The organism is Serpens gallinarum (assembly GCF_014836765.1).
In the GTDB taxonomy this organism is placed as follows: domain Bacteria; phylum Pseudomonadota; class Gammaproteobacteria; order Pseudomonadales; family Pseudomonadaceae; genus Serpens; species Serpens gallinarum.
The window spans coordinates 411,437-436,129 of record NZ_JACSQG010000001.1; the positions used below are offsets into that span (position 1 = coordinate 411,437).

At 63.6% G+C, this 24,693-nt stretch carries 25 protein-coding genes and 2 riboswitches; of the genes, 12 read left to right on the forward strand and 13 right to left on the reverse strand.

Annotated elements, in window-relative coordinates; all coding sequences use genetic code 11:
• From mdcE to mdcA, 5 genes are read right to left on the reverse strand one after another with little or no spacing between them, the layout of a single operon-like run.
• Positions 1-786 carry a biotin-independent malonate decarboxylase subunit gamma gene (gene mdcE / locus H9642_RS01875; protein ID WP_251834713.1) on the reverse strand — a complete coding sequence of 262 codons (786 nt, stop codon included), beginning with the start codon at positions 784-786 and terminating at the stop codon, positions 1-3.
• The gene (locus tag H9642_RS01880) at positions 783-1,634 is read right to left on the reverse strand and encodes a biotin-independent malonate decarboxylase subunit beta (RefSeq protein WP_251834714.1); all 852 of its coding nucleotides are present in this window, start codon (positions 1,632-1,634) and stop codon (positions 783-785) included. The genes mdcE and H9642_RS01880 overlap by 4 nt, the downstream gene beginning before the upstream one ends.
• Positions 1,627-1,926: a malonate decarboxylase subunit delta gene (locus H9642_RS01885; RefSeq protein WP_251834715.1), complete on the reverse strand. Its 300-nt coding sequence runs from the start codon at positions 1,924-1,926 to the stop codon at positions 1,627-1,629. Before H9642_RS01885 ends, H9642_RS01880 begins: the two co-directional genes overlap by 8 nt.
• A 2-nt stretch (positions 1,927-1,928) precedes the next feature.
• A complete protein-coding gene (locus H9642_RS01890; protein WP_251834716.1) occupies positions 1,929-2,801 on the reverse strand; it encodes a triphosphoribosyl-dephospho-CoA synthase in 873 nt (290 codons plus the stop codon).
• Entirely contained in the window at positions 2,801-4,477 is a 1,677-nt protein-coding gene (gene mdcA / locus H9642_RS01895; RefSeq protein ID WP_251834717.1) for a malonate decarboxylase subunit alpha, read from the reverse strand. The genes H9642_RS01890 and mdcA overlap by 1 nt, the downstream gene beginning before the upstream one ends.
• A 339-nt stretch (positions 4,478-4,816) precedes the next feature.
• Positions 4,817-4,968, forward strand: a riboswitch (FMN riboswitch).
• Positions 4,969-5,085: 117 nt separating this feature from the next.
• Here mdcA and H9642_RS01900 point away from each other — a divergent pair.
• The 9 genes from H9642_RS01900 to H9642_RS01940 all read left to right on the forward strand — a co-directional run bounded on the left by H9642_RS01900 (position 5,086) and on the right by H9642_RS01940 (position 11,423).
• On the forward strand, positions 5,086-5,745 hold the full coding sequence (locus H9642_RS01900) for a riboflavin synthase (RefSeq protein WP_251834718.1): 660 nt from the start codon (positions 5,086-5,088) through the stop codon (positions 5,743-5,745).
• Positions 5,746-5,758: 13 nt separating this feature from the next.
• Positions 5,759-6,844, forward strand: coding sequence for a bifunctional 3,4-dihydroxy-2-butanone-4-phosphate synthase/GTP cyclohydrolase II (ribBA, locus tag H9642_RS01905; protein WP_251834719.1), 1,086 nt, complete (start codon positions 5,759-5,761; stop codon positions 6,842-6,844).
• Positions 6,845-6,904: 60 nt separating this feature from the next.
• Positions 6,905-7,381: a 6,7-dimethyl-8-ribityllumazine synthase gene (ribH, locus tag H9642_RS01910; RefSeq protein WP_251834720.1), complete on the forward strand. Its 477-nt coding sequence runs from the start codon at positions 6,905-6,907 to the stop codon at positions 7,379-7,381.
• A complete protein-coding gene (nusB, locus tag H9642_RS01915) occupies positions 7,378-7,866 on the forward strand; it encodes a transcription antitermination factor NusB (RefSeq protein ID WP_251834721.1) in 489 nt (162 codons plus the stop codon). Before ribH ends, nusB begins: the two co-directional genes overlap by 4 nt.
• A gap of 12 nt (positions 7,867-7,878) precedes the next feature.
• On the forward strand, positions 7,879-8,847 hold the full coding sequence (gene thiL / locus H9642_RS01920) for a thiamine-phosphate kinase (RefSeq protein ID WP_251834722.1): 969 nt from the start codon (positions 7,879-7,881) through the stop codon (positions 8,845-8,847).
• The gene (locus H9642_RS01925; RefSeq protein WP_251834723.1) at positions 8,840-9,358 is read left to right on the forward strand and encodes a phosphatidylglycerophosphatase A family protein; all 519 of its coding nucleotides are present in this window, start codon (positions 8,840-8,842) and stop codon (positions 9,356-9,358) included. The genes thiL and H9642_RS01925 overlap by 8 nt, the downstream gene beginning before the upstream one ends.
• A gap of 293 nt (positions 9,359-9,651) precedes the next feature.
• On the forward strand, positions 9,652-10,296 hold the full coding sequence (locus H9642_RS01930; RefSeq protein ID WP_251834724.1) for a retropepsin-like aspartic protease family protein: 645 nt from the start codon (positions 9,652-9,654) through the stop codon (positions 10,294-10,296).
• 105 nt (positions 10,297-10,401) lie between these two features.
• Positions 10,402-11,019: a GTP cyclohydrolase II gene (gene ribA / locus H9642_RS01935; RefSeq protein WP_251834725.1), complete on the forward strand. Its 618-nt coding sequence runs from the start codon at positions 10,402-10,404 to the stop codon at positions 11,017-11,019.
• Positions 11,016-11,423, forward strand: a complete 408-nt coding sequence (locus H9642_RS01940; RefSeq protein WP_251834726.1) for a hypothetical protein — start codon at positions 11,016-11,018, stop codon at positions 11,421-11,423. The genes ribA and H9642_RS01940 overlap by 4 nt, the downstream gene beginning before the upstream one ends.
• Here H9642_RS01940 and H9642_RS01945 read toward each other — a convergent pair.
• The 8 genes from H9642_RS01945 to H9642_RS01980 form a co-directional block, all read right to left on the reverse strand.
• Complete coding sequence (locus H9642_RS01945) at positions 11,405-11,941, reverse strand: ATP:cob(I)alamin adenosyltransferase (protein ID WP_251834727.1); 537 nt, start codon at positions 11,939-11,941, stop codon at positions 11,405-11,407. The genes H9642_RS01940 and H9642_RS01945 overlap by 19 nt on opposite strands.
• Positions 11,942-11,946: 5 nt before the next feature.
• Entirely contained in the window at positions 11,947-12,675 is a 729-nt protein-coding gene (locus H9642_RS01950; protein WP_251834728.1) for an ABC transporter ATP-binding protein, read from the reverse strand.
• Positions 12,666-13,652: a FecCD family ABC transporter permease gene (locus tag H9642_RS01955; RefSeq protein WP_251834729.1), complete on the reverse strand. Its 987-nt coding sequence runs from the start codon at positions 13,650-13,652 to the stop codon at positions 12,666-12,668. The genes H9642_RS01950 and H9642_RS01955 overlap by 10 nt, the downstream gene beginning before the upstream one ends.
• Positions 13,640-14,419, reverse strand: a complete 780-nt coding sequence (locus tag H9642_RS01960) for an ABC transporter substrate-binding protein (RefSeq protein ID WP_251834730.1) — start codon at positions 14,417-14,419, stop codon at positions 13,640-13,642. Before H9642_RS01960 ends, H9642_RS01955 begins: the two co-directional genes overlap by 13 nt.
• A 93-nt stretch (positions 14,420-14,512) precedes the next feature.
• Positions 14,513-16,426: a TonB-dependent receptor plug domain-containing protein gene (locus H9642_RS01965; RefSeq protein ID WP_251834731.1), complete on the reverse strand. Its 1,914-nt coding sequence runs from the start codon at positions 16,424-16,426 to the stop codon at positions 14,513-14,515.
• 102 nt (positions 16,427-16,528) lie between these two features.
• Positions 16,529-16,745, reverse strand: a riboswitch (cobalamin riboswitch).
• A gap of 186 nt (positions 16,746-16,931) precedes the next feature.
• Complete coding sequence (dxs, locus tag H9642_RS01970) at positions 16,932-18,827, reverse strand: 1-deoxy-D-xylulose-5-phosphate synthase (RefSeq protein WP_251834732.1); 1,896 nt, start codon at positions 18,825-18,827, stop codon at positions 16,932-16,934.
• 94 nt (positions 18,828-18,921) lie between these two features.
• Entirely contained in the window at positions 18,922-19,215 is a 294-nt protein-coding gene (locus H9642_RS01975; RefSeq protein WP_251834733.1) for a hypothetical protein, read from the reverse strand.
• Positions 19,216-19,274: 59 nt separating this feature from the next.
• Positions 19,275-19,748, reverse strand: a complete 474-nt coding sequence (locus H9642_RS01980; RefSeq protein WP_433962656.1) for a DMT family transporter — start codon at positions 19,746-19,748, stop codon at positions 19,275-19,277.
• Between the two features lie 190 nt (positions 19,749-19,938).
• Here H9642_RS01980 and fdnG point away from each other — a divergent pair, with 190 nt between their 5' ends.
• The 3 genes from fdnG to H9642_RS01995 are packed head-to-tail and all read left to right on the forward strand — an operon-like array spanning position 19,939 to position 24,684.
• Positions 19,939-23,013 (forward strand): formate dehydrogenase-N subunit alpha, encoded by a 3,075-nt coding sequence (gene fdnG, locus H9642_RS01985; RefSeq protein ID WP_251834735.1) that lies wholly within the window; start codon positions 19,939-19,941, stop codon positions 23,011-23,013.
• A gap of 1 nt (position 23,014) precedes the next feature.
• On the forward strand, positions 23,015-23,962 hold the full coding sequence (gene fdxH / locus H9642_RS01990) for a formate dehydrogenase subunit beta (RefSeq protein ID WP_251834736.1): 948 nt from the start codon (positions 23,015-23,017) through the stop codon (positions 23,960-23,962).
• A 56-nt stretch (positions 23,963-24,018) separates the two neighbouring features.
• Complete coding sequence (locus H9642_RS01995) at positions 24,019-24,684, forward strand: formate dehydrogenase subunit gamma (protein WP_251834737.1); 666 nt, start codon at positions 24,019-24,021, stop codon at positions 24,682-24,684.
• The last annotated feature ends 9 nt before the right edge of the window (positions 24,685-24,693 follow it).

Below are 24,693 nucleotides of genomic sequence, written 5' to 3' on the forward strand. Positions count from 1 at the left end.
TCACCACTGGGCTCGGAGCATCTCCCGCACCCGCGATGACGCCTCGCGATTCGGCGCGCCGAGGCGGCCACGGAGGTCGGTGCTGGCGCCGATGTCGGCGACGGCCTTTTGCAGGCAGTCACGCACGAGGGCCAGGTCTTCACCGGCCGGCTGCTCGATGTTTTCCACTGAGAGGGTTTGCCAGAGCAGCCCGAGGGTCGCGTAGTTGTCAATGTCATAGGCCATCGGCGGCACCGACTCGGCCAGCGCCTCCAGTTCCTCGACGCTGCGCAGGGTGATGCGTGCGGCGGCGGCCTTGCCCATGGCGTGCACCATTACGCCCGGATCGCGCAGGGCGATGATCCGCTGGGCCTGGTAGCCATGGGCGAGGAAGGCGCCGGACATGGCCTTGCCTACCAGCAGCGCGACGACGGGGTGGCCGGCCAGACGAGCTCGGGCATAGCCGTCCACCGCCCCAGCCAGCGCCTGATGGATACCCAGGGCCTCCTCGCGGCGGCCGTAGGCCTGGCTCGGGACATCGACCACGGCAACCACCACACGCTTGTCGGTTTTCTCGCGGTCGGCTTCGATTACTTCGTCCACGGCCTTGCCCAGGCCCCAGCCTTCGAGCAGGCCAACTTCTCCATTACGCGCTCGCGGGTATGGATTCTCCGCATCGGGCACCACGGCGATATAGCGCGCGGCACGCCCGCCGAGTGAGCCGTCGATAACCTTTACCGAGGCCGGGTAGCCGGCCAGGGCCTGGCCGCCGGCCAGAGCTTGCAACCAGTTCAGTCCACGGCTCATTGGGCATCTCCTTGATAGAGGGCACGTACTGCCGCGGCATCGGGCTGCGTGCGAGTGTCGGCGTCAGCCAGGCGTTGCAGGAACCAGGCATGGCGGCGGCTGCGCGGCTGCGCCGGCTTGCCTTGGGCGAACAGCCGATGCAGTTCATTACGGATGGCATCGGTATCGTCGGCGACGTAGCTGTCCGCCAGGCCGCTGGCATGGCGCTGCTCGCCGCCAGTCAGGCTCCAGATGAACGGCCGGTCGCTGGCGTCGTATTCCTCGATGCCGGCTTCTTGCTCGATCACTTGTGGTCCGTTCAGGCCCAGACGCGCCTCGCGAGTGACCAGGAGATAGCTGCATAGTCCGGCGGCAATCCCCATGCCGCCGAAGCAGCCGACCGAGCCGGCGACCACGCCGATCACCGGCTGGTGGTCGCGCAGTTCGACGATGGCCGCCTGGATCTCGGCGATGGCCGCCAGGCCCAGGTTGGCTTCCTGCAGGCGCACACCGCCGGTTTCCAGCAGCAGCACGGCGCGGGTGGGGATGCCGTTGCGGTTGTCCTCGGCGGCAAGCTCCAGCGCACCGGCGATCTTTGCGCCGCCGACCTCGCCCATGCTGCCGCCCTGGAAGGCGCCTTCGATGGCGGCGATCACTGCGGGTAGGCCGTCGATGGTGCCCTTGGCCACCACTACGCCGTCGTCGGCCTGAGTGACGATGCCCTGCTTGTTCAGCCAGGGCGAGGTGACGCGGTCGAACGGGTCGAGCAGTTCACGGAAGCTGCCGTCATCCAGCAGTGCACGGGCACGCTGGCGAGCGCCGAGTTCGACGAAGCTGCGTGACTGCAGCAGACGTGCAATGTCAGTCATGGCCAACCTCCTCAAGCCCTTGTTCCAGACGCAGGCGTACCACGCCGGGTGTCGCACCGAAATCGTGAATATCGATGTTCAGCGCCGGCGGCGTGTGCTCGCGGAACATCCGCTCGAACAGCTGCTGCCAACGCTGCTCGGCGCCGTTGACCGAGGTGACCACCTGGATTGACAACTTGCCAGCCTGGCCGGGCTCCAACAGCACTTCCAGATCACCCGAGCCGACCACGCCGACCAGAGCTTTGCTGCGGGCGGGTTGCCCGGCGGGAAATTCGAAAGACAGGGTTTCCATGATCAATTGCTCCCAATCGGCGCCGACGCGGCGGGCGCTAGACGGTCGAGGAAAAGAGTGGCGGCCAGCAGGTCAGCGGCGCCGCCGGGCGAGGCGCGCAGCGTCAGCATGTCGCGGTCCAGCTCCAGCAACTGCCGACGGCCGGCAAGACTCCCAGCACCACCGGCTGCGAGCACGGCGCAGGCACCGGCCTGCATGCGAGTCAGGCCTTCGAGGCCGGCACGGTGCAGCACGCAGGTGTCGGTCAACTGGCTCATGATGGCTAGCAGCGCATCGAGCTGAGCGTTCTGCTCGCCGTCACGACGGCTGGCCACGAGTTGCGGCAAGCCCTGTTCGATAACGGCCGGAAAGCCATGCTGTGCCTGTTCGCGAGCGCCCAGTACGCCATAGGTGCGGCACGCCCGCGCGCCATGACTGTCGGGGTTGACGGGTGCGCTGGGGTCATCCAGCCGAGCCAGCGCCGCAGCCGTTGCGGCGATATGTCGGGGCGCGGCGCTACCGGTGTGCAGTGCCGCCGCCGCGCAGAGCAGGCCCAGCGCCCAGATCGCGCCACGGTGGGTGTTGACCCCGCCGGTGACACGCAGCATCGCGACCTCGCCATCGCGGCCCAACTGGCCGAGGGCTTCACGCAGCGGCTGGCTGACCTCACCGGCGATCAGCGCGGCCTCGGCCATCGCCTTGAAGGTCGGCCACAGCGCGTTGGCCGAGGCGTGCATCAGGTCCAGGTGCAGGTCGTCGTGCGCACCGTTGCCGCGCCGGTCTACCAGCCCCGGCTTGGGCGACAGGTCCGCCTCGTCGATCAGCGCCTGCACCGCCACGTCCGCCAGGCGTTCAGCCAGTGAGGGCTGTACCTGCCTTGCAATGAGGGCGCTCATCACCAGCTCCTGAACTTGGCAGGCGGGTTGTAGAGACCGCCGGACCAGTCGACCAGCTCGGCGATGCTCTTGGCCGCCAGCAGCTCCCGGGTGGCGTCAGTGCGGCGAATGCCGAGGTCTTCCGGCAGCGCGATCAGCCCTTCGCGGCGCATGCGCTCGGTGTCCTTGGGGTTGTGGCGCAGGCCGATGCGGGTAACGCCCGCCACCGCGGCGATCATTGCCTGGCGTTCTTCCAGCGAACGGGCCTTGTACAGGTAGGCGATGCCTTCCTCGGTGAGCAGGTGAGTAACGTCGTCGCCGTAGATCATGATCGGTGCCAGCGGCATGCCGCTCTTCTTCGCCACCTCGACCGCATCGAGCTGCTCGACGAAGGTGGGTTTGCCGCCTTCCTGGAAGGTCTCGACCATCTGTACCACGAGCTTCTTGCCGCGCTCGAGCATGGTGACCGGGCCTTCGCCGCCGGGGCTGGCCATGTCCAGCCAGGCCGGCGTCGGATGGCGGCGACCGCGCGGGTCGTGGCCCATGTTCGGAGCGCCGCCGAAACCGGCCAGACGGCCACGGGTGACGGTCGACGAATGTCCGTCGCCGTCCACTTGCAGGGTGGCGCCGATGAACAGGTCCACCGCGTATTGTCCGGCCAGTTGGCACATCATGCGGTTGGAGCGCATCGATCCGTCGCGGCCCGTGAAGAACACGTCCGGACGCTGGGCGATGTAGTTCTCCATACCCAGCTCGGTGCCGAAGCAGTGCACGCTCTCGACCCAACCGGTCTCGATCGCCGGGATCAGCGTCGGGTGCGGGTTGAGCGTCCAGTTGCGGCAGATCTTGCCCTTCAGGCCCAGCGATTCGCCGTAGGTCGGCAGGATCAGCTCAATGGCGGCGGTGTTGAAGCCGATGCCGTGGTTGAGCGACTGCACGTTGTGTTTTTCGTAAATGCCGCGGATCGCCATCATCGCCATCAGCACGTGCACCGGCTTGATGTGGCGCGGGTCGCGGGTGAACAGCGGCTCAATGTAGAACGGCTTGTCGGCCTGCACCACAAAATCCACCCAGCTCGCCGGGATGTCCACGCGCGGCAGGTCGCGCGGGTCATCGACGATTTCGTTGACCTGAACGATGACGATGCCGTCGGAAAAGGCGGTGGGCTCGACCAGCGCCGGGGTGTCTTCGGTGCTGGGACCGGTGTAGATATTGCCTTCGCGGTCGGCGGTGAAGCCGGCCACCAGCGCGACGTTGGGGATCAGGTCCACCAACAGGCGCGAATAGAGTTCGATGTAGGTGTGGATGGCGCCGACTTCCAGCAGGCCATCTTCCAGCAGCTGGCTGATGCGCAGGCTCTGCGGGCCGGCGAAGGAGAAGTCGAGCTTGCGCGCGATCTGCCGCTCGAACAGGTCCAGGTGCTCGGCGCGGCTGACGCTGGGCATGATCATGTGCAGGTCATGCAGTTTGCCGGGATCTACCTTGGCCAGCGACCGGGACAGAAAATCAGCCTGCTTCTGGTTGTTGCCTTCGAGCACCACGCGATCGCCTGGCGCGATCAGAGCTTCGAGCGCCGCGACGATCTTGTCGCTAGGCAGGACCACCCCATCGGCGAGGCTACGCACCTGATCGAGACGGCGGGCTTTTTCTGCGCGACGACGCGACCATTGCGGCGGTGGGGATATTGTTGTTGTCATAATGACTCCACAGGTTTCCGCTTAGTGGACTCACAGTAGGCAGTGCCCCGCTGGTCATCAATCAAGCAGAGGGGGTGATAGTTACGCTTGGAGTAACTTTTACGTTGTCAGCACCAAGCCAGCCGCTTTGAGAAGCCCACTTGGAAACCCCGCGAGGCGGACACGAGAGTATGGATTAGCGTGTCTGGGTGGCTCGATAGGGGGGCGAATCCTCACGCGCAGTGCGGTGGACCCCCAGAAACAGATATTCGCGCCACGCCTCCATAGCGCTCCTGCGGCTGCACGCCGCGGGCTTTTGTGTTAAAACGCCGGCGTGCGCCATTCGACCAAGGTGGCGCGCAACGTTCTCAGGGCGGGGTGCGATTCCCCACCGGCGGTGATGGCCTGATGGCCTAGCCCGCGAGCGCTTGTCAGGGGACCACCCGAGCAAGGTCAGCAGATCCGGTGCGATCCCGGAGCCGACGGTATAGTCCGGATGAGAGAGAGCGGGATGCCTCGACGGGCGCCGTTCGTGCGTCGGTCCAATCCCTTTCGATCTGCAGTGCCCTGTTTTTAAAAACAGGAGTTCGTCATATGCATCGCTTCACCTGCCTCGTCACGGAGGCTCCATGTTCACAGGAATAATCGAAGCCATCGGCAGCATTCGCGCGATCACGCCCAAGGGCGGTGATGTGCGGGTTTATGTGGCCACCGGCAAGCTGGACCTGGGCGACGTCAAGCTCGGCGACAGCATCGCCGTCAACGGCGTGTGCCTGACCGCCGTGGAATTGCCCGGCGACGGCTTTTGGGCCGATGTCAGCCGCGAGACACTGGCACTCACCGGTTTCATCGACCTGAAGACCGGCAGCCCGGTCAACCTGGAAAAGGCCCTGACGCCGACCAGCCGCCTGGGTGGCCATCTGGTCAGCGGCCACGTCGATGGTGTCGGCGAGGTGGTGTCCCGCGAGGACAATGCCCGCGCCGTGCAATTCAAGATTCGCGCGCCGCGCGAGCTGGCCAAGTACATCGCCCACAAGGGCTCGATCACCGTGGACGGCACCAGCCTGACGGTGAACGCGGTCAACGGCGCGGAGTTCGAGCTGACCATCGTGCCGCACACCCTGGTGGAAACCATCATGGCTGACTATCGCCCCGGGCGGCGGGTCAACCTGGAGGTCGACATGCTGGCGCGTTATATCGAGCGTCTGTTGCTCGGCGACAACGCCGCCGAACCCGCAGCATCCGGCATCACCGAAGGTTTCCTGGCCGAACACGGCTACCTCAAGTAAGGAATTTGCCAGCATGGCACTCAACACTATCGAAGAGCTGGTCGAAGACATCCGCCAGGGCAAGATGGTCATCCTCATGGATGATGAAGACCGCGAGAACGAAGGCGACCTGATCATGGCCGCCGAATGCTGCAAGGCCGAGCACATCAACTTCATGGCGCGTTTCGCCCGTGGCCTGATCTGCCTGCCGATGAGCCGCGAGCGCTGCGAAGCCCTCGATCTGCCGCTGATGTCGCAGCGTAACGGCTCCGGCTTCGGTACCAACTTCACCGTATCCATCGAAGCCGCCGAAGGCGTGACCACCGGCATTTCCGCCGCCGACCGTGCGCGCACCGTGCAAGTGGCCGTGGCCAAGGGCGCCAAGGCCGAGGATATCGTCAGCCCGGGGCACATTTTCCCGCTGATGGCCCAGCCCGGCGGCGTGCTGTCGCGTGCCGGCCACACCGAGGCGGCCTGTGACCTGTCGCGGATGGCCGGTTTCGATGCCAGCGGCGTGATCTGCGAAATCATGAACGACGACGGCACCATGGCCCGTCGTCCGGAGCTTGAAGCCTTCGCCGAGCAGCATGGCATCAAGATCGGCACCATCGCCGAGTTGATTCATTACCGCATGGTCAATGAACGCACGGTGCAGCGCGTGTCCGAGCAGCCGCTGGATACCGAACTGGGGCAGTTCAACCTGGTGACCTACCGCGACAGCGTCGAAGACAACGTGCACATGGCGCTGACCCTGGGCGAGATCAGCCCCGAAGTGCCGACGCTGGTGCGCGTGCACAACATGGAGCCGCTGCGCGACCTGCTGCTGGTCAACGTGCCGGGACGCTGGAGCCTGCGCGCGGCCATGGCTGAGGTGGCCAAGGCCGGCAGCGGGGTGGTGCTGCTGCTCGGCAAACCGCTGACCGGTCCCGAACTGCTCGCCCAGCTCAACCGCCAGCAGACCCCGGCACCGACGCCGGCGATCTACAGCACGGTGGGTGCGGGCTCGCAGATCCTGCGTGATCTGGGCGTGCGCAAGATGCGTTTGATGAGCTCGCCCATGAAGTTCAACGCGATATCCGGTTTCGACCTGGAAGTTGTAGAATACCTGCCCGCTGAATAATGCCCAGAGGCGCCGCCGGAACGCGGCGCCTTCGTTCTTTAAGAGAAGAGAAGCCAGTCCATGACCCTGAAGACCATCGAAGGTACCTTCATCGCCCCCCAAGGAAAATTTGCCCTGGTGGTCGGCCGCTTCAACAGCTTTGTTGTCGAAAGCCTGGTGAGCGGCGCTGTTGACGCCTTGGTTCGCCATGGTGTGAGCGAAGACGACATCACCATCATCCGCGCGCCGGGTGCCTTCGAAATCCCGCTGGTGGCACAGAAAGTCGCCCAGCTGGACGAATACGCGGCGATCATCGCCCTCGGCGCGGTCATTCGTGGCGGCACGCCGCACTTCGAATACGTCGCCGGTGAGTGCACCAAGGGCCTGGCCCAGGTGTCCATGGAATACGGCGTGCCGGTTTCCTTCGGCGTGCTGACTGTAGATTCCATCGAGCAGGCCATCGAGCGCTCCGGCACCAAGGCCGGCAACAAGGGCGCCGAGGCTGCATTGTCCGCCCTGGAAATGGTCAGCCTGCTGACCGCCCTGGAGGTCAAGTGAGCCTGAATCGCGACGACAGTCCCGATGCCCAGCCGGCCAAGCCGGCCAAGGGCAAGATCGCGACGCGCCGAGTGGCGCGTAGCCTGGCCATGCAAGCGCTGTATCAGTGGCACATGGCTGGCCAGAGTCTGAACGAAATCGAGGCGCAGTTTCGCGTCGACAACGATTTCGCCGGCGTCGACGGGGCGTATTTCCATGAACTGCTCACTGGCGTGGCGCGCAACAAGACCGAGGTCGACGGGCATATCGAACCGCACCTGGACCGCCCGCTGGAGGAGCTCGACCCGGTCGAACTGGCCATCCTGCGACTGTCCACCTACGAGCTGAGTTACCGCGTCGATGTACCGTATCGCGTGGTGATCAACGAAGGGATCGAGCTGGCCAAGACCTATGGTGCCACTGACGGGCATAAGTTCGTCAACGGCGTGCTGGACAAGCTGGCGCCCACGCTGCGCGCCGCCGAAGTGCGCAGCAACAAGCGCTGATGATCCGCCCACATGGGTGAGTTCGAGCTGATCCGCCGCTTCTTCGCCGCCGCGCCCTGTGCGCAGGGCGGCGAGGGCGTGGCGCTGGGCATCGGCGACGATTGCGCCTTGCTTGACGTGCCGTCCGGCGAACACTTGGCGGTGTCCACTGACACCTTGGTGGCCGGTGTGCACTTTCCTGATCCGTGCGATCCCTTTCTGCTGGGCCAGCGTGCCCTGGCAGTGTCGACCAGTGATCTGGCCGCCATGGGCGCCACCCCCCTTGCGTTTACCCTATCCCTGACCCTGCCCGCTGCCGACGAGGCGTGGCTGCAGGCGTTCGCCCGTGGCCTGAATCACATGGCGCAGGCGTGCGCTCTGCGCCTGGTGGGCGGTGATACCACGCGCGGGCCGTTGAGCCTGGGCATGACGGTGTTCGGCCGGGTGCCGCGTGGTTCGGCGCTGACTCGTGCCGGCGCGCAACCCGGCGAGCTGTTGTGTGTGGGCGGTAGCCTGGGTGATGCAGCCGGCGCGTTGCCGCTGGTGCTGGGCGAGCGAGTCGCAGCGGCGTCTATCGCCAAGCCCTTGCTGGCGCGGTACTGGTCGCCGCAACCGCAGCTTGAGTTGGGCCTGCTGCTGCGCGGCAAGGCCAGCGCGGCGCTGGATATCTCCGATGGCTTGCTGGGGGATTGCGGGCATATCGCCAAGGCGTCACAGGTCGCGTTGCATATCGATCGGACGCGTTTGCCACTCTCCGAGGCCTTGCTGAGCCTTGGGGGACGCCAAGCAGCCGAGCAGTGTGCGTTGTCTGGCGGCGATGACTACCGGCTGGCGTTCACGCTGCCGGAGCGGCATCTGGCTGACGTGCAAGCGCACTGGCCGGACGTGGCGGTCATCGGCCGGGTAGCGATAGGTGAGGGCGTGCACCTGTACGATGAACAGGGAGGCGAACTTTCGCTGCCCGAACGTGGTTATCAACATTTTGGGCCTTCCCGTGACTGAGCTCTCTGGTTCCGAACCCGTACCGCCTTCGGTGTGGCGCAATCCTTGGCATTTCCTGGCCTTCGGCTTTGGCTCCGGCACCCTGCCCAAGGCGCCGGGCACCTGGGGCTCGCTGGTGGCGCTGCCGTTTATCCCACTCTGGCAGATGCTGCCGGACTGGGGCTATTGGCTGATGCTCGGCGTGACCATGCTGTTCGGCTTCTGGCTGTGCGGCAAGGTCGCCAACGACCTGCGCGTGCACGACCACGAAGGCATCGTCTGGGACGAGATGGTCGGCATGTGGATCACCCTGTGGCTGGTGCCCGAGGGCTGGCAGTGGTTGCTGGTCGGTTTCCTGGTGTTCCGCTTCTTCGACATCCTCAAGCCCTGGCCGATCCGCTGGGTCGACCGCAATGTGCATGGCGGCGTCGGCATCATGCTCGACGACGTACTGGCCGGTGTGTTCGCCTGGATAGCCATGCAGGGCATCATCTGGGTCTGGCTTAACGGCGGCGCTCAGCTCTTTTCGTAGGTGAATCACGATCCACTGAGTGGTGCTGTGGTGGATGTAAAAAAGCGACATCCGCCCTACCGGCGACGAAAAACGTGTCGCGCTTTCGTAGGGGGGCACGCTTTATCGACCCACCAGACGGTGGTCAGGCTGGAAGCAAGCACCCGCTAAAGACATCAAGTTCTGAACCTGGCCGCCTCATCCAGTTTTCACTCCCCACTGGAATTTCCCCACCTGTGACCTGGCCACGCTTTGCCGTGCACGCGGATGGCTATTCTGTTCGCCCGTATCTTTTTAGCGAGCCGCCAGTGCCGATGCGTCGTCTCCTTCCGTTGGTCAGCCTGTTGCTGGCCGCTTCCCTGGCCCAAGCCGCGCCCGAGCAGGTGCTGGTGGTTGGCCTGTTCCCCAATGCCGTCGTGCTCAATGTCGACGGCCAGCGCAAGCTGGTAAAGGTTGGCCAGGTAGGGCCCGGCGGTGTCGAAGTGGTCAGCGCCGACAGTCGCGGCGCGGTGTTGCGCATCGATGGCCAGACGCGTCGGTTTGAGTTGAGCCGAGAATACAGTGAGGGCTTCAGCGCGCCGAGCAAGCAGCAGGTCAGCATCGCCCGCGGACTGGGCGGGCATTACTGGGTCGCCGGTTCGGTAGACGGCCATCCGATGCAGTTTCTGGTGGATACCGGCGCCACCTCGCTGGCCATTAACGAGCAGGACGCCAAGCGCCTGGGGTTGGACTATCGGGTCAAGGGCCGACCGATGCTGGCCAGTACGGCCAGCGGTACGGCCAAGGGCTGGAAGCTCAGCGTCGACCGGGTTAAGGTCGGAAGCCTGGAAGTGCTCGGTGTGGATACGGTGGTGCTGGAAGGCGATGCGCCGACCGAAGCCCTGCTGGGCATGAGCTTTCTCAGCCGTGTACGTTGGCGCGAGGAGCAGGGCGTACTGATACTGGAATCCAAGTTGTAGGTCGTCACGCGTACCTTCTTCAGTCAGTCCGTTCGTGGCTTTCCACGCCCGCAAGCCGCTTCACTGCGGTTATACTCCGCGCTTTATTTTTCTGGAGTTTCTCCGGTGTCCGTCGTTTTCGTCGCCGCATCCAAACTGCCTACGCCTTTTGCCGAATTCACCATGCACGGTTTCCTCGACGAGGCGACCGGCAAAGAGCATGTGGTGCTGAGCCTGGGCGATGTCGGCGATGGCCAGCCTGTGCTGGGCCGTGTGCACTCCGAGTGCCTGACGGGCGATGCGCTGTTCAGCCTGCGCTGCGACTGTGGCTTTCAACTGGAAGCAGCGTTGCGCGCCATCGCCGATGAAGGTCGTGGCGTGCTGCTGTACCTGCGCCAGGAAGGCCGTGGCATCGGCCTGTTAAACAAGATCCGCGCCTATGAACTGCAGGACGGCGGCGCCGATACGGTGGAAGCCAACGAACGCCTGGGTTTCCCCGCCGACATGCGCGAATACGGCATCTGCCTGCCGATGCTCGCCCACCTGGGCATCCGCGAACTCAAGCTGATGACCAACAACCCGCGCAAGGTCAAGGCGCTGGAAGGCTTTGGCATCCCCGTCACTGAGCGCAAGCCGCTGAAGACCGGGCTCAATCCCCATAACCGCAAATACCTGGCGACCAAGGCCGGCAAGCTCGGGCACATGCTCGGCAGCCTGCATCAGGACGAAGTCGAACAGCCATGAACCGCGCCAACGCCCGTCGCCGGTTGAACCTGATCTGGTGGGGCCGCTTGGCCCTGTGCGTGCTGCCCTGGCTGGTGCTGGCGCAGGTTGACGTGGATTGGGGCCTGCCGCCCATGGCGTTTTTTATCGCCGGCCTGCTCAGCCTGTTTGTCACCCTGAAATTCTTCCCCGCCTTTAAACGGGCGCTTTGGGCCATGGGCCAGACGGACGCCGACGAATCGGCCCGCTGGGGCGCTCTGCAACAAGCACAGGGCAAAGGACTCTATTGGGCCAGCCTACCGGCCTGGATGGCCGCCCTCGGTACGTTGTCGGGTCTGGAAGGCGTTGCGTGCCTGCTGCTGATCTTCGGCAGCGTGATGATTTTTATTCTGTACCGTATTCCGCGTCAGGTGCTTTTGCCGTAACTCTTGCTGGCAAAGTACGTCTCTTCAAAACCGCGACGCTGGTTCACCACCAGTGTCAGCACAAAGAAGAAATTGCACATCAGGTTGCACATTCGCGGCAGCACCAGCGGCACTTCAATCCCTTCCTGATCCACACGCACCAAGGCGCGGATGGCTTTCTTCGCCACCGAGCGCGCCTGGTGCAGTTGCGGCACCGGCGCGTGCCCGCGGGGCAGGACAAACCCCTGCAAACGCTCCGACACCTCTTCGCGATAGTGCGCCATGCGCGCACTTAGCCAGCTCAGGTCATCTTCTTCGATCGCCAGGCGCCCGCGCACCGAGCCGTTGACGTGAAACGCCAGCGGTTGCAGCTTTTCGAGGTCGGCACGCAGGTCGGGCATGTCGTCCGGCAGGTAGGCGAGCACCCCACCAATCAGCGCGCATAGTTCATCGGTAACGACCTCGAAATCGCACAATGACGAGGCGTCCTGAATAAAGGGATAACAGACCTCATCGAGGTTCTTACTCAGCTTCAGCATGGTGCTCACTTGGGCAGGATGATGGGTGGATTGGTGGTGAGGTCGATATGCACATCCACCTGGAAGGCAGCGGTGATATGGGCCTCGGTCAACACCTCTTGCGGGGTTCCATAGGCCAGCACCTGTCCTTCAGCGAGCAGGCACAGCTTGTCGCAGTAGCGCGCGGCCAGCCCCAGGTCGTGAATAGACAGCACGACCGAGCGATCCTGGTGCGCATGATCGCGCAGCAGCTCCATCACCTTGCGCTGGTGACGCAAATCGAGACTGGCGATCGGCTCGTCGGCCAGCAGTAACACGGGTTGGCCGGCGAGGACGCGAGCCAGCCAGACGCGCGCCTGTTCGCCACCGGAGAGTTCCGCAACCTTGCGCGTGCGCCACTCCAGCACGCCGGTACGTTGCATGGCAGACGTGATCAGCGCAGCGTCTTCGTCGCCCCATGGCAGGCGGCCCAAGGCGACCACATCCTCCACGCTCAGGGACCAGGCGCTGTGATGGCTCTGCGGCAGAAAACCGATGCGCTGGGCACGTTGCTTCGGGCTCAGGTGAGCGGCGTCGAAGCCGAAGTAACTCAGGCTGCCGGTGTGAGGCTGAATGCCCGCCAGCGCGTTCAGCAGGGTGGATTTTCCCGCGCCGTTGGGGCCGATCAGGCCCAGCATCTCGCCGGCGGCGAGCGAGAAGCGCACAGGTTCGAGGCGGCCGGGTACGCTCACGCGTTCGAGGCGAATCAGATCCATTGCTTGCGCTCCTTCCACACCAGCCAGATAAACAGCGGGGCACCGATCAGCGCCGTGAGCACGCCCAGTTTCAATTCACGCCCGGCCGGCAACAGGCGTACAGCCATATCGGCCAGGCAGACGAGACAGGCACCGGCCAGCGCCGAGGGAATCAGCAAACGGTCGGGGCGGTGACGCACCAGCGGACGAATGAGGTGCGGGACCAGTAGGCCGACAAAACCGATGCCGCCGGCCACGGCCACGGAAGCGCCGACCAGTAGCGCGCAGCCCAGCACGACCAGGCGGCTGCCGCGCTTGTGGGCCAGCCCCAGGCTTTGGGCGACTTGTTCGCCCAGACTCAGGCCCAGCAGCAGACGGCGCTGGCCCCAGATCAGCAAAAAACCGATCAACAACGCCGGGCCAAGCAGCAGCAGATGCTCCAGTCCGCGCTCGGACACCGAACCCAGCAGCCAGAACACCAGTTCCTGCATGGCATAGGGATTGGGGGCGAAGTTGAGCACGGCGGCCAGCAGCGCTCCACTCAGGGTGCTGATGGCCAGACCGGCGAGAATCACCATGCCGGCCCCGCTGGAACCGGCCAGGCCCAGCATGAGGGTCAGGGCGATGCCGGCCCCGCACAGCCCGGCCAGCGCCGGCGCAAAGGCTCCGGCCCACGGCAGCAAACCGAAATAGAACACTCCGGCTGCCCCCAGCGCAGCGCCCTGGCTGGCACCGGTCAGACCCGGATCGGCCAGTGGGTTGCGCAACAGGCCTTGCAAGGCTGCGCCGCTCAGCCCCAGCGCCGCGCCCACCGCCAGGGCCAGCAGCGTGCGCGGCAGGCGAATTTCACCGATGACAATGGCGTCCGGGCCGTTGCCGCCGCTGAGCCAATCGAGCAGCCCGGTTAATACCGCCACCTGGGTGGAGCCGAGGCTCAGCGACAGCAGCGCCAGGACAAGCGCCAGCAAGGCCAGGAGGGGGGTGATCAGTCGAGCCATTGGTGCAGTTGTCCTATCAGATCCCAGGTCCAGGGGCCGGGGCATTGCCAGCGCCAGTAGTCGGTGGTCAGCCAGCGTTCGGCGGGTACGGCGTGCTTGAGCGCCGCATGTTCGGCGAACTGGTTGGCCAGCGCCCGGTGTTCCGGCGCAGCCCAGAGGATGGCATCCGGCGGATCGGCGACGACCTGCTCCAGATCCAGCCGCTGGTAGCCGTTGCCACGCAGGTAGTTGGTCCAGCCAGCGCGCTCGAGGATTTCGTTTTCCAGCGTGCCGCGCCCGGTGCCGATGCCGTTGGCGCCCAGCAGCAACAGACGTTGCTCGCGTGTGGGCGTGAAACTGGCCAGCGGCGGGCGACTGGCCAGGGATACCGGAAGGCCCACGGCTCGCAGGAAGTGCACTTCGTAATTCGCCACATCCTGCAGGTTTTGCGGCAATGGGAAAATCTCTACCCGCTTGCCCAGCGCTTGCAGGCGCTGGCGCAGCAAGGTGCCGGCGTACTGCCCGACCACCACCAAGTCTGGTTGCAGGGCGTAGATCTGTTCAAGGCTGCCGTCATGACTCGGCCATTGCGGGCCGATCCAGTCGATGGGGTAGCGCTTCTGCATCTGCGACAGGGCGGCCACGCGTTCAGGCGGAAGGTAATGGGCGACCATCCAGTCCAGGCACAGATCGAGTGAGACGATGCGCTGCGCCGACGTACTGTCGGCCCGGGCTGGCCCGGGCAGGGCCAGCAACAGGAGCAAGGGCATCAGCAGGACACGCAGCACCAGAAATCGCCTCGTCTGATCAGATAAAACGCCACAGCGGCGGCGTTTGCGGAATATGGCGGGTTGCCGGCTGGCCGGCAACCGCAGGGGGTGCTACAGGGAGGGTGTCCAGGTCAGGCCGAGCATCACGCTGAACGGTGCTTCCTGATAGCCGCGTTGTTGGCCCTCGTAGCTGTAAAGCAGGCGGCTGTAGTCCTTGTCCAGAACGTTGGCCAACTTCAGGTCGAAGCCCAGTTCATCGCTGGCTTGCCAACTGGTGCGCAGGTCGAGGACGCCGTGACCGGCGATTTCCTGAGTATTGGCGCCATCATTGAAGCTGCGGCTCACGGCCCGCCAACTGGCGCCGACGCCCACGGCTCCGAAGTGGCGATCCAGATCCAGGCTCAGGGTACGTTTGGCACGGTTGGGCAGGATGCCGCCGGTTTCGCGGTTGCGTGGATCAATGATGCTGACGCCTAAATTGGCCTGCCAGCCAAACAGGTCGTGCTCAAGGTGGGCTTCAAAACCGTTGATGCGAGCTACACCAAGGTTTTGCGTGCTGCCAACCCAAGTGATGGGGTCGCTCACATAAGCCAACAGGTCACGGAAGTCGGTACGGTAGATCGAGGCCTCCAGGCGGGTCTCAGCGGCCAGACGCGCACGCCACTTCAGCTCATAGCTCTTTGAGCGCTCTGGCTCAAGGTCGGGATTTCCTTTGGTCCAGCCTTCATCGGGCCAATACAGATCCGCAAAGGTGGGAACGCGGAAGCCTTCGGCGTAAGAGAGAATCACCTGGTGGTCGGCATTCACCGGCAGGCTCAGCGCGGCGTTGAAGGTGTTCTCATGGCCGAACTGCTCATTCTGGTCGTGGCGCATCCCCAGTTCAGTGGAGAATGTCTCGCCATGGAACTGATGTTGGACGATGGCCGCCTGGTTCCAGCGGCTGGTCTGATCGTATTCGTTGCTGCTGCCGACTTTGTCATTTAGATAGTCGAGCCCGATCAGCAGGCTGTGGGCGTCGTCCAGGTGTAGGGTATTCAACCAACTGGCGGAGTCCCGGTAGGTGTTGTTCACCGAGCTGCCGGGGAACAACTTGTCGAAGTTTTCCTGTTTGTCTTCGCTGTGGCCCAATTCCAGGCGGCTGCTCCAGGCATTCGTGAGCTGCGCATCGAGATAAACAGACGTACTGCTGATAGTGAATTCATCATAGGGCTCGGCCGGGAAACTGGCGTACAGGGTGTCGTCCCAACGCCCGAACGGGTTGTCGATCTCGGTCTTGCCGCGCTGATCCAGCACGTTTAAGCCGGCTTCTACCTTGTCGCTGAGACGGTGGCTCAGGCTCATGGACAAGGAGCGGTTGCGATAACCATCATCATCCGCATCGCTGGGGAAGGAGGCGTGTGTACGATCGAAACCGTCGGTCTCTTCCAGGCTCGCGTTAAGGCTGAAGCGCGTCAGCGCGTTACCACCTGACAGCCCCAGGCTGGTCTCCCGCGCGTTATCCGTGCCGGCTGCCAGGCGAACGTAGGGGGTGAGGCCTTCACCTTGGCTGCGGCGGGTGAAAATTTGCACGACGCCACCCATGGCATCGGCACCGTAGATGGCCGAGCGCGAGCCACGCAGGACCTCGACGCGCTCAATCTGATCAACGCTCAAAAATTGCAGGCTGGCGCCGCCGATAGTGGCCGAGCCGACTCGTACGCCGTCAATCAGAACCAGAGTCTGTGCGGTGCTTGTGCCTCTGATGTACAGGCCATAGTTGGCACCACGACCGCCGTAATTGGCCACCTGGACACCGGGTACATGGGTCAGCAGTTCCGGCACGCTGGCTGGGCGCAGGCGGTCGATATCGGCACGGGTAAATACACTGATCGACGCGCTGCTGTCGCTGGCGGCTTCAGCCATACGCGACGCCGTCACCACCACATTAGGCAGTTTCAGTTGTTCATCGAAGCGCGGAGTTTCGTTGGCGGCGAATGCCGTAATCGGCGCAAGGGCCACGGCCAGAGCCAAACGGGACAATTTCATCAGGAGATAATCCTCAAAAGATCGAGACTTTTGAGGAGGGCAGGAACAAGCACGGAGTCTGGATTGCAGGCACAGCGCTTGACGGTGCTGCCCTCCGCAACACCAGTCGAATCCGCTCTGGCCGGTCTCCGGGCTCTCGACTCTCATCGCGCTCGCCTTCCCATATTTAAATACAGTGGCGTTTGAGCGGACGGCGATCTCGGGGATCGCGGTCGATTACCGTTGCGGGGGCAGCGCCGGGATTGTTCGGATCGAACGCACCGGCTTCCCGTTTAATGCGCACCTTGCGGTCGCGCACACCTGGGCGGATAAGTAAAACGCGCGCACCTTACGGCGTCGCGCGGGGAAAGACAATGAGCATTGTCATGTCTGACGGATTTTCGGGCGCGGGCGAAGCTGCTTTATCGCGCGGGTAAGTGAGGAGGGGGACAGCCTAATAACCCAGGTTGCCCCTGCTTTGTAAGGAAATTGAGAGGAGGTACCAGGCCTCCATTCACCAATCTCCTTACGCCTTCAGTTGCTCCAGCCGCGCGCGCACCGCCGCCTCGATGCCAGCCTCGTCCAGACCGCATTCGGCGAGCATGACGCTGGGCTTGGCGTGTTCGACGTAGCAGTCCGGCAAACCGAGGTGAAGGATGGGCATGACCAGGTTCTGGCTGGCGAGGAATTCGCTCACCGCACTACCGGCGCCGCCCATGATGCTGTTTTCCTCGATCGTCACCAGCAGCTCATGGCTGTCGGCCAGTTGGCGAACCAGGGCTTCGTCCAGCGGTTTGACGAAGCGCATGTCGACCACGGTAGCGTCCAGTGTTGCGCCGACCTTGAGCGCTTCGGCCAGCTGCACACCAAATGCCAGCAAGGCGACTTTGGAGCCCTGGCGACGGATCACGCCCTTGCCGATGTCCAGCGGTTGCAGGCCCGGTTCCAGGGTGGCGTTGGGACCGGTGCCGCGCGGGTAACGCACCGCCGCCGGCCCGTCGAACAGGTAGCCGGTGGTAAGCATGCGGCGCAGTTCGTTTTCATCGCTGGGCGTCATCACCAGCATGCCGGGGATGCAGCGCAGGAACGACAGGTCGAAGCTGCCGGCGTGGGTCGGGCCGTCTTCGCCTACCAGGCCGGCGCGGTCGATGGCGAACAGCACGTCGAGATTCTGCACGGCCACATCGTGGATCAACTGGTCGTAAGCGCGCTGCAGGAAGGTCGAGTAGATCGCCACCACCGGCTTAGCGCCCTCGCAGGCCATGCCGGCGGCCAGGGTCACGGCATGTTGTTCGGCAATGGCAACGTCGAAGTAGCGCTCCGGAAAGCGCTCGCTGAAGGCCACCAGGTCCGAGCCTTCCTTCATCGCCGGGGTGATGCCGGCGAGGCGCGGATCGGCCTCGGCCATATCGCACAGCCACTGGCCGAAGATATTGGAGTAGCGTGGGCCGGACGGCGCCTTGGGCGTTTTCGGCGCATCCACCGGTTCCAGCTTGTTGATCGCGTGCCAGGTAATGGGATCGAGTTCGGCCGGGGCGAAGCCCTTGCCCTTCTTGGTCACCACGTGCAGGAACTGCGGGCCGGACAGGTCGCGCATGTTGCGCAGGGTGGCGACCAGGGTCGGCAGGTCGTGGCCGTCGATGGGGCCGATGTAGTTCCAGCCCAGCTCCTCGAACAGCGTGCCGGGCACCAGGATGCCCTTGGCATACTCCTCGGTGCGGCGGGCGATTTCCCAGGCGCCGGGCAGGCGCGATAGCACCTTCTTGCTGCCTTCGCGCATGCTTGCGTAGGTGCGGCTGGAAAGAATCTTGGCCAGGTAGTTGGACATGCCGCCGACGTTGCGCGAGATCGACATGTCGTTGTCGTTGAGCACCACGAGCATGTCGGCGCCAACTTCCGGGGCGTGGTTGAGCGCCTCGAAGGCCATGCCGGCGGTCAGTGCGCCATCGCCGATCACGGCAATCGACTTGCGCTTCTGGCCTTGCAGACGGGCGGCGATGGCCATGCCCAGTGCCGCGCCGATAGAGGTGCTGGAGTGGCCTACACCAAAGGTGTCGTACTCGCTCTCGGTGCGGCGCGGGAAGGCGGCCAGGCCGTCCTTCTGACGCAGGCTGGACATGCGCTGGCGGCGACCGGTAAGTATCTTGTGTGGGTAGGCCTGATGGCCAACGTCCCATACCAGGCGGTCATCCGGGGTGTCGAACACGTAATGCAGGGCGATGGTCAGCTCGATCACACCGAGACCGGCGCCGAAGTGTCCGCCGGTCTGCCCGACGCTGTAGAGCAGCTCCTGGCGCAACTCATCGGCCAGTTGCTCCAGTTCCGCTTCGCCCAGGCGGCGCAACTCGACGGGCGTCGCTGCGCGGTCGAGCAGAGGCGTGGTAGGGCGCTGGCGGGGGATTTCGTGGAACGTCTTGGGCATCAGACTGATCGTTTTATAGGTGTAAAAGTCGGCGGAGTTTACCCGATGCGGGCTTGGCGACCCAAGCGGCCCTTCAGAGAGGGGCAAGCGATGCTCAGTGAATGACCAGGCTGAACAGCCACAGGGCCAGCAACAGTAGCAAAACTCCGGAAATTAGCGCGCGCCGAAACAGCGCCCGGAATGCGGAAATGAGAACCAGCAGGCCGATCGCCACAGCCACCAGGCTGAGCAGTGACGGGTCCATGCCGAGGGCTTTCGACAGGCCGTTGAGAAAGCTGGCGCCGGCCCCCGCCAGCCAGGCAAAGACGCCGTACAGGCTGTCGATCAGTACGCGCAGAATCGTCCCCAGCACTTCGCCGAGCCCTTCGAAAAAACCTTCTGCCTGCATGCGCTGAGCCTTGCTTAAGTTGAAGCGGCGCAGTCTAGCACCACCTCGCTACACAAGCCTCAGCCGCGCTGAATCAACCAGATGCCAGCGGCAATCAACGCCAGGCCGCCAAGCTTGCCGGCACTCACCGGCGCCTCGCGATAGCCGACCCAGCCGAAGTGATCGAGCAGCAGCGCCATGCCCAGTTGGCCGGCGAGGATCAATACCATCATCACCAGCCCGCCAATGCGGGGCGCGGCGAAGGCGGCAACGGCGATGAACACGGCGCCGAACAGTCCACCCAGCCAGTGATACCCGCTCAGTTCACGTAAAGCGGTGAGGCCAGGCATGCCCCGTTGCATGAGCACAATGCAGAGCAAGGCCAGGGTGCCGACGCTAAAGGACAGCAGGGCTGCGGCCATCACGCTGGATAACTGCCTGGCCACCTGGCCATTGATCCCGGCCTGCAAGGGCATCAACGAACCCGCAATAAAAGGCAGGGCGAGTAACCACCAGGGATGCATGGCGAACTCCAGACAACGAGGGGCGGGCATTATGCCGCAGACGGGGAAAGGAAACGGTCCGCATGTTAAGAGCAGCGGGGGGCAAACATTGCCAATTTCACCCCGTTGACTAGGGTTAGAAGCAGTGGCACAGCGTGACGTCAGTCGCACGCATGCCACAGAGGCCGTCGCGCCGCTCAAGGCCAAAACGGTCTGCCTAGCCTGAATCAGGAGAACCTCGATGGACATGAACCGTCGGCAATTCTTCAAGGTCTGCGGAGTGGGCCTTGGGGCGTCGAGCATGGCGGCGTTGGGCATGGCGCCTCCGCCGGCCTTCGCCGAGTCGATCCGCCATTTCAAACTGACCAATACCCGCGAGACACGCAACACCTGCCCCTACTGTTCGGTCGGCTGTGGCCTGATCCTCTACAGCCAGGGCAGTGGCGGCAAGAACGTCGTGCAGGAAATCATTCACATCGAGGGCGACTCCGACCATCCGGTCAACCGTGGCACGCTCTGCCCGAAAGGCGCAGGTCTGCTGGATTTCGTCCACAGCCCCCATCGCCTCAAGTATCCCGAAGTGCGTGAAGCTGGCAGCAACGAGTGGAAACGCATCGAATGGGACGAGGCGCTGGACCGCATCGCCCGGTTGATGAAGGATGACCGCGATGCCAACTTCATCGAGAAGAACGACCAGGGCATGACGGTGAACCGCTGGTTGAGTACGGGTTTTCTCGCCGCGTCGGCTGCTTCCAGCGAAGCGGGTTACATGACGCACAAGGTGGTCCGTTCCCTCGGCATGTTGGCGTTCGACAACCAAGCACGTGTCTGACACGGCCCGACGGTGGCAGGTCTTGCCCCGACGTTTGGCCGAGGAGCCATGACCAATCACTGGACCGACATCAAGAATGCCGACCTGGTGATGATTATTGGTGGCAACGCTGCTGAAGCCCACCCCTGTGGTTTCAAATGGGTCACCGAAGCCAAGGCCCACAACCAGGCCCGGCTGATCGTGGTCGATCCACGCTTTACCCGCTCCGCCGCGGTCGCTGACATGTACGCGCCGATCCGTACCGGGACCGACATTGCCTTCCTCGGCGGGCTGATCAATTACCTGTTGGAGAATGACAAGGTTCAGCACGAGTACGTGCGCAACTACACCGACTTGCCGTTCATCGTGAAGGAGGAGTACAGCTTCGCCAACGGCCTGTTTAATGGCTACGACGCCGAAGCGCGCGCCTATCCGGACAAGGGCAGCTGGTTCTATGAAACCGGCGAGGACGGCTACGCGCTGGTCGATCCGACGCTCAGCCATCCACGCTGTGTATACAACCTGCTCAAGCAGCATTACAGCCGCTACACGGCGGATATGGCCAGCAGCATCTGTGGCACACCCAAGGACCGGCTGCTCCAAGTTTGGGAAGCTGTAGCCGAAACCTCGGCGCCAGGCAAGGTGATGACCATCATGTACGCCCTGGGCTGGACCCAGCATTCGGTGGGCTCACAGATGATTCGCTGCGGCGCCATGGTGCAATTGCTGCTCGGCAATATCGGCATGCCCGGGGGTGGCATGAACGCCCTGCGCGGACACTCCAACATCCAGGGTCTGACCGATCTGGGTCTGCTGTCGAACTTGTTGCCCGGCTACCTGACCTTGCCGCTCGACTCGGAACAGGACTACGCAGCCTACATCGAGAAACGGGCCAGCAAGCCGTTGCGCCCCGGGCAGCTGTCCTACTGGCAGAACTATGAGAAGTTCCACGTTAGCCTGATGAAGGCCTGGTACGGGGCCAACGCCACGGCAGAAAATAACTGGGGTTATGACTGGTTGCCCAAGCTGGATATTCCCGGCTACGACGTGCTTCAGGTGTTCGACATGATGTACCAGGGCAAGGTCAACGGCTATTTCTGCCAGGGCTTCAACCCCATCGGTTCCTTCCCCAACAAGGCCAAAGTCAGCGCCGCGCTGGCGCGGCTGAAATTCCTGGTGATCATGGACCCGCTGCACACCGAAACCGCCGAGTTCTGGCGCAATGCCGGTGAGCACAACGACGTCGATACCGCCAGCATCCAGACCACGGTGTTCCGCTTGCCCACCTCCTGCTTTGCCGAGGAAGACGGCTCGTTGGTCAACAGTGGTCGCTGGTTGCAGTGGCACTGGAAGAGCGCCGAGCCACCCGGGCAGGCACGAACCGATGTGGCGATCATGGGTGGCCTGTTCCATCGGCTACGCGAGCTGTATCGCGCGGAAGGTGGCGCGTATGCCGAGCCGCTGCTGAACCTTGAATGGGCCTATAAGCAGCCGGAAGAGCCGACCCCGGAAGAAATTGCCCGGGAGTACAGCGGCCGTGCGCTAAGCGACCTTGTCGACCCGGCCAGCGGCGCGGTGTTGGCCAAGGCGGGGGAACAATTGTCTGGTTTCGGTCAGTTGCGCGCCGATGGCTCGACTTCCAGCGGTTGCTGGATTTATTGCGGCGCCTGGACTCAACAAGGCAACCAGATGGCGCGCCGTGACAACGCCGACCCCTTCGGCATGGGGCAAACCCTGGCCTGGGCATGGGCCTGGCCGGCCAACCGGCGGATTCTATACAACCGTGCCTCCGCCGATCCCGCGGGTCAGCCGTGGAACCCGGTGAAGAAACGTCTGGTGTGGTGGGACGGTGGAAGGTGGACCGGTACCGACGTGCCCGACTTCGTAGTCGACTCGCCGCCGGAGGCGGGCATGAACCCGTTCATCATGAACCCCGAAGGCGTGGCGCGCTTCTTCGCCCTGGGCATGATGACCGAGGGGCCGTTCCCTGAGCATTATGAACCGTTCGAAACACCCATCGGGCGCAACCCGCTGCATCCGGACAACCCGCAGGCCACCAGCAACCCGGCAGCGCGGGTGTTCAAGAACGATATGGAATTGTTCGGCACCGCAGAGGAATTCCCCTATGCGGCAACGACTTACCGACTGACCGAGCATTTCCACTTCTGGACCAAGCACTGTCGCCTGAATGCGATCACTCAGCCCGAGCAGTTTGTCGAAATCGGCGAAGCCTTGGCCAGCGAGCTGGGCATCGCCGCCGGTGAACGGGTCAAGGTGTCGTCCAACCGAGGCTTCATCAAGGCGGTTGCGGTAGTGACCAAGCGTCTCAGGCCCATGACCGTGGACGGACGCACGGTGCACCACGTCGGCATTCCGCTGCACTGGGGATTCTCGGGGCTGGCCAGAAACGGCTACATGACCAACACCCTGACCCCATTTGTGGGCGACGGCAATACGCAGACGCCGGAATTCAAATCGTTCCTGGTCAACGTGGAGAAGGCATGACATGGCTACTCAAGACGTAATTGCCCGCTCCGCCACCACCACGCAAATGCCGTCGATTCGTGAGATTGGCGAGGTGGCCAAGCTGATCGATGTTTCCAAGTGCATCGGTTGCAAGGCCTGCCAGGTCGCTTGTTCGGAATGGAACGACACACGCGACGAAGTCGGCACCAACCATGGAACCTACGACAACCCGATCGACCTGACGGCGGATTCCTGGACGGTGATGAAATTTGCCGAATACGAAAACCCCAATAGCGGCGACCTCGAGTGGCTGATCCGCAAGGACGGCTGCATGCATTGTGCCGACCCCGGTTGCCTGAAGGCGTGTCCGAGCCCGGGGGCAATCGTCAAGTACGCCAACGGCATCGTTGATTTCAATCAGGACAATTGCATCGGCTGTGGCTATTGCATTACCGGCTGCCCGTTCGATGTGCCGCGCATTTCGGCCAAGGACAACAAGGCCTACAAATGCACGCTGTGTTCTGATCGAGTCTCGGTGGGCCTGGAGCCGGCCTGTGTGAAGACCTGCCCGACCGGCGCCATTGTGTTCGGCAGCAAGGCGGACATGAAGGAGCACGCCGCCGGGCGCATCGCCGATCTCAAGTCGCGGGGTTTCGACCAGGCCGGTCTGTACGATCCGGAGGGCGTTGGCGGCACCCATGTGATGTATGTGCTGCATCACAACGACCAGCCGATGCTATACAGCAACCTGCCCAACGAGCCGACGATCAGTCCGCTAGTCAGTTTGTGGAAGGGTGTGACCAAGCCGCTGGCGCTGCTGGCCATGGGCGCGGCAGTGCTCGGTGGGTTCTTCCACTATGTGGGGGTCGGCCCGAACCGTGTGAAAGAGGACGAACACGATCACGACAATGGACCCGGCGGCGAAACGGTGGTGCACCAGGTCGATCCAAGCGTGCATGTGGTTGACCCGCGCGATCCGAAAGCCTGACGCGCACCGGCGTGCCCGCCCGGCACGCCGGTGTTCGATTGCCCCTGGAGGCAACCATGAAAGAAGAAATCCTGCGTTACACGCGGTTGGACCGGACCAACCACTGGCTGGTGGCGATTCTGTTTCTCTGCGCGGGCCTGTCCGGTCTGGCCTTGTTCCACCCTTGGCTGTTCGGTCTGTCGGGGCTGTTCGGGGGCGGCACCTGGACGCGCATTTTGCATCCGATTTTCGGTGTGGTGATGTTCATCCTGTTCCTGTTTATGGCGGTGCGCTTCGCCGGCCATAACCTGCTCGACCGCAATGATCGGCAATGGCTGAAACAGATCAACGATGTTGTCGCCAACCGCGAGGAGCGTCTGCCGGAAGTGGGGCGCTACAATGCCGGACAGAAAGTCTTGTTCTGGGTTCTGCTGCTGTGCCTGCTGGTCCTGCTGGTAACGGGCATCCTCATGTGGCAGGAGTTCTTCGGGGACTATTTCCCGGTAACGGCGGCGCGCTGGGCCAGCTTGCTCCATGCCTTCGCCGCCTTCGTGCTGATCCTCAGCATCATCGTCCATGTGTATTCCGGAATCTGGGTCAAAGGGTCCATGTACGGCATGTTCCACGGCTGGGTCAGCCGTGCCTGGGCGCGCAAGCATCATCTGGCCTGGTACCGGCAGGTCAATGGCGAGTCTGAGAGCGATCTGGAACGCACTCCGCCCCGCCGACAGCCTTATCGTTAAAGGCGGCCT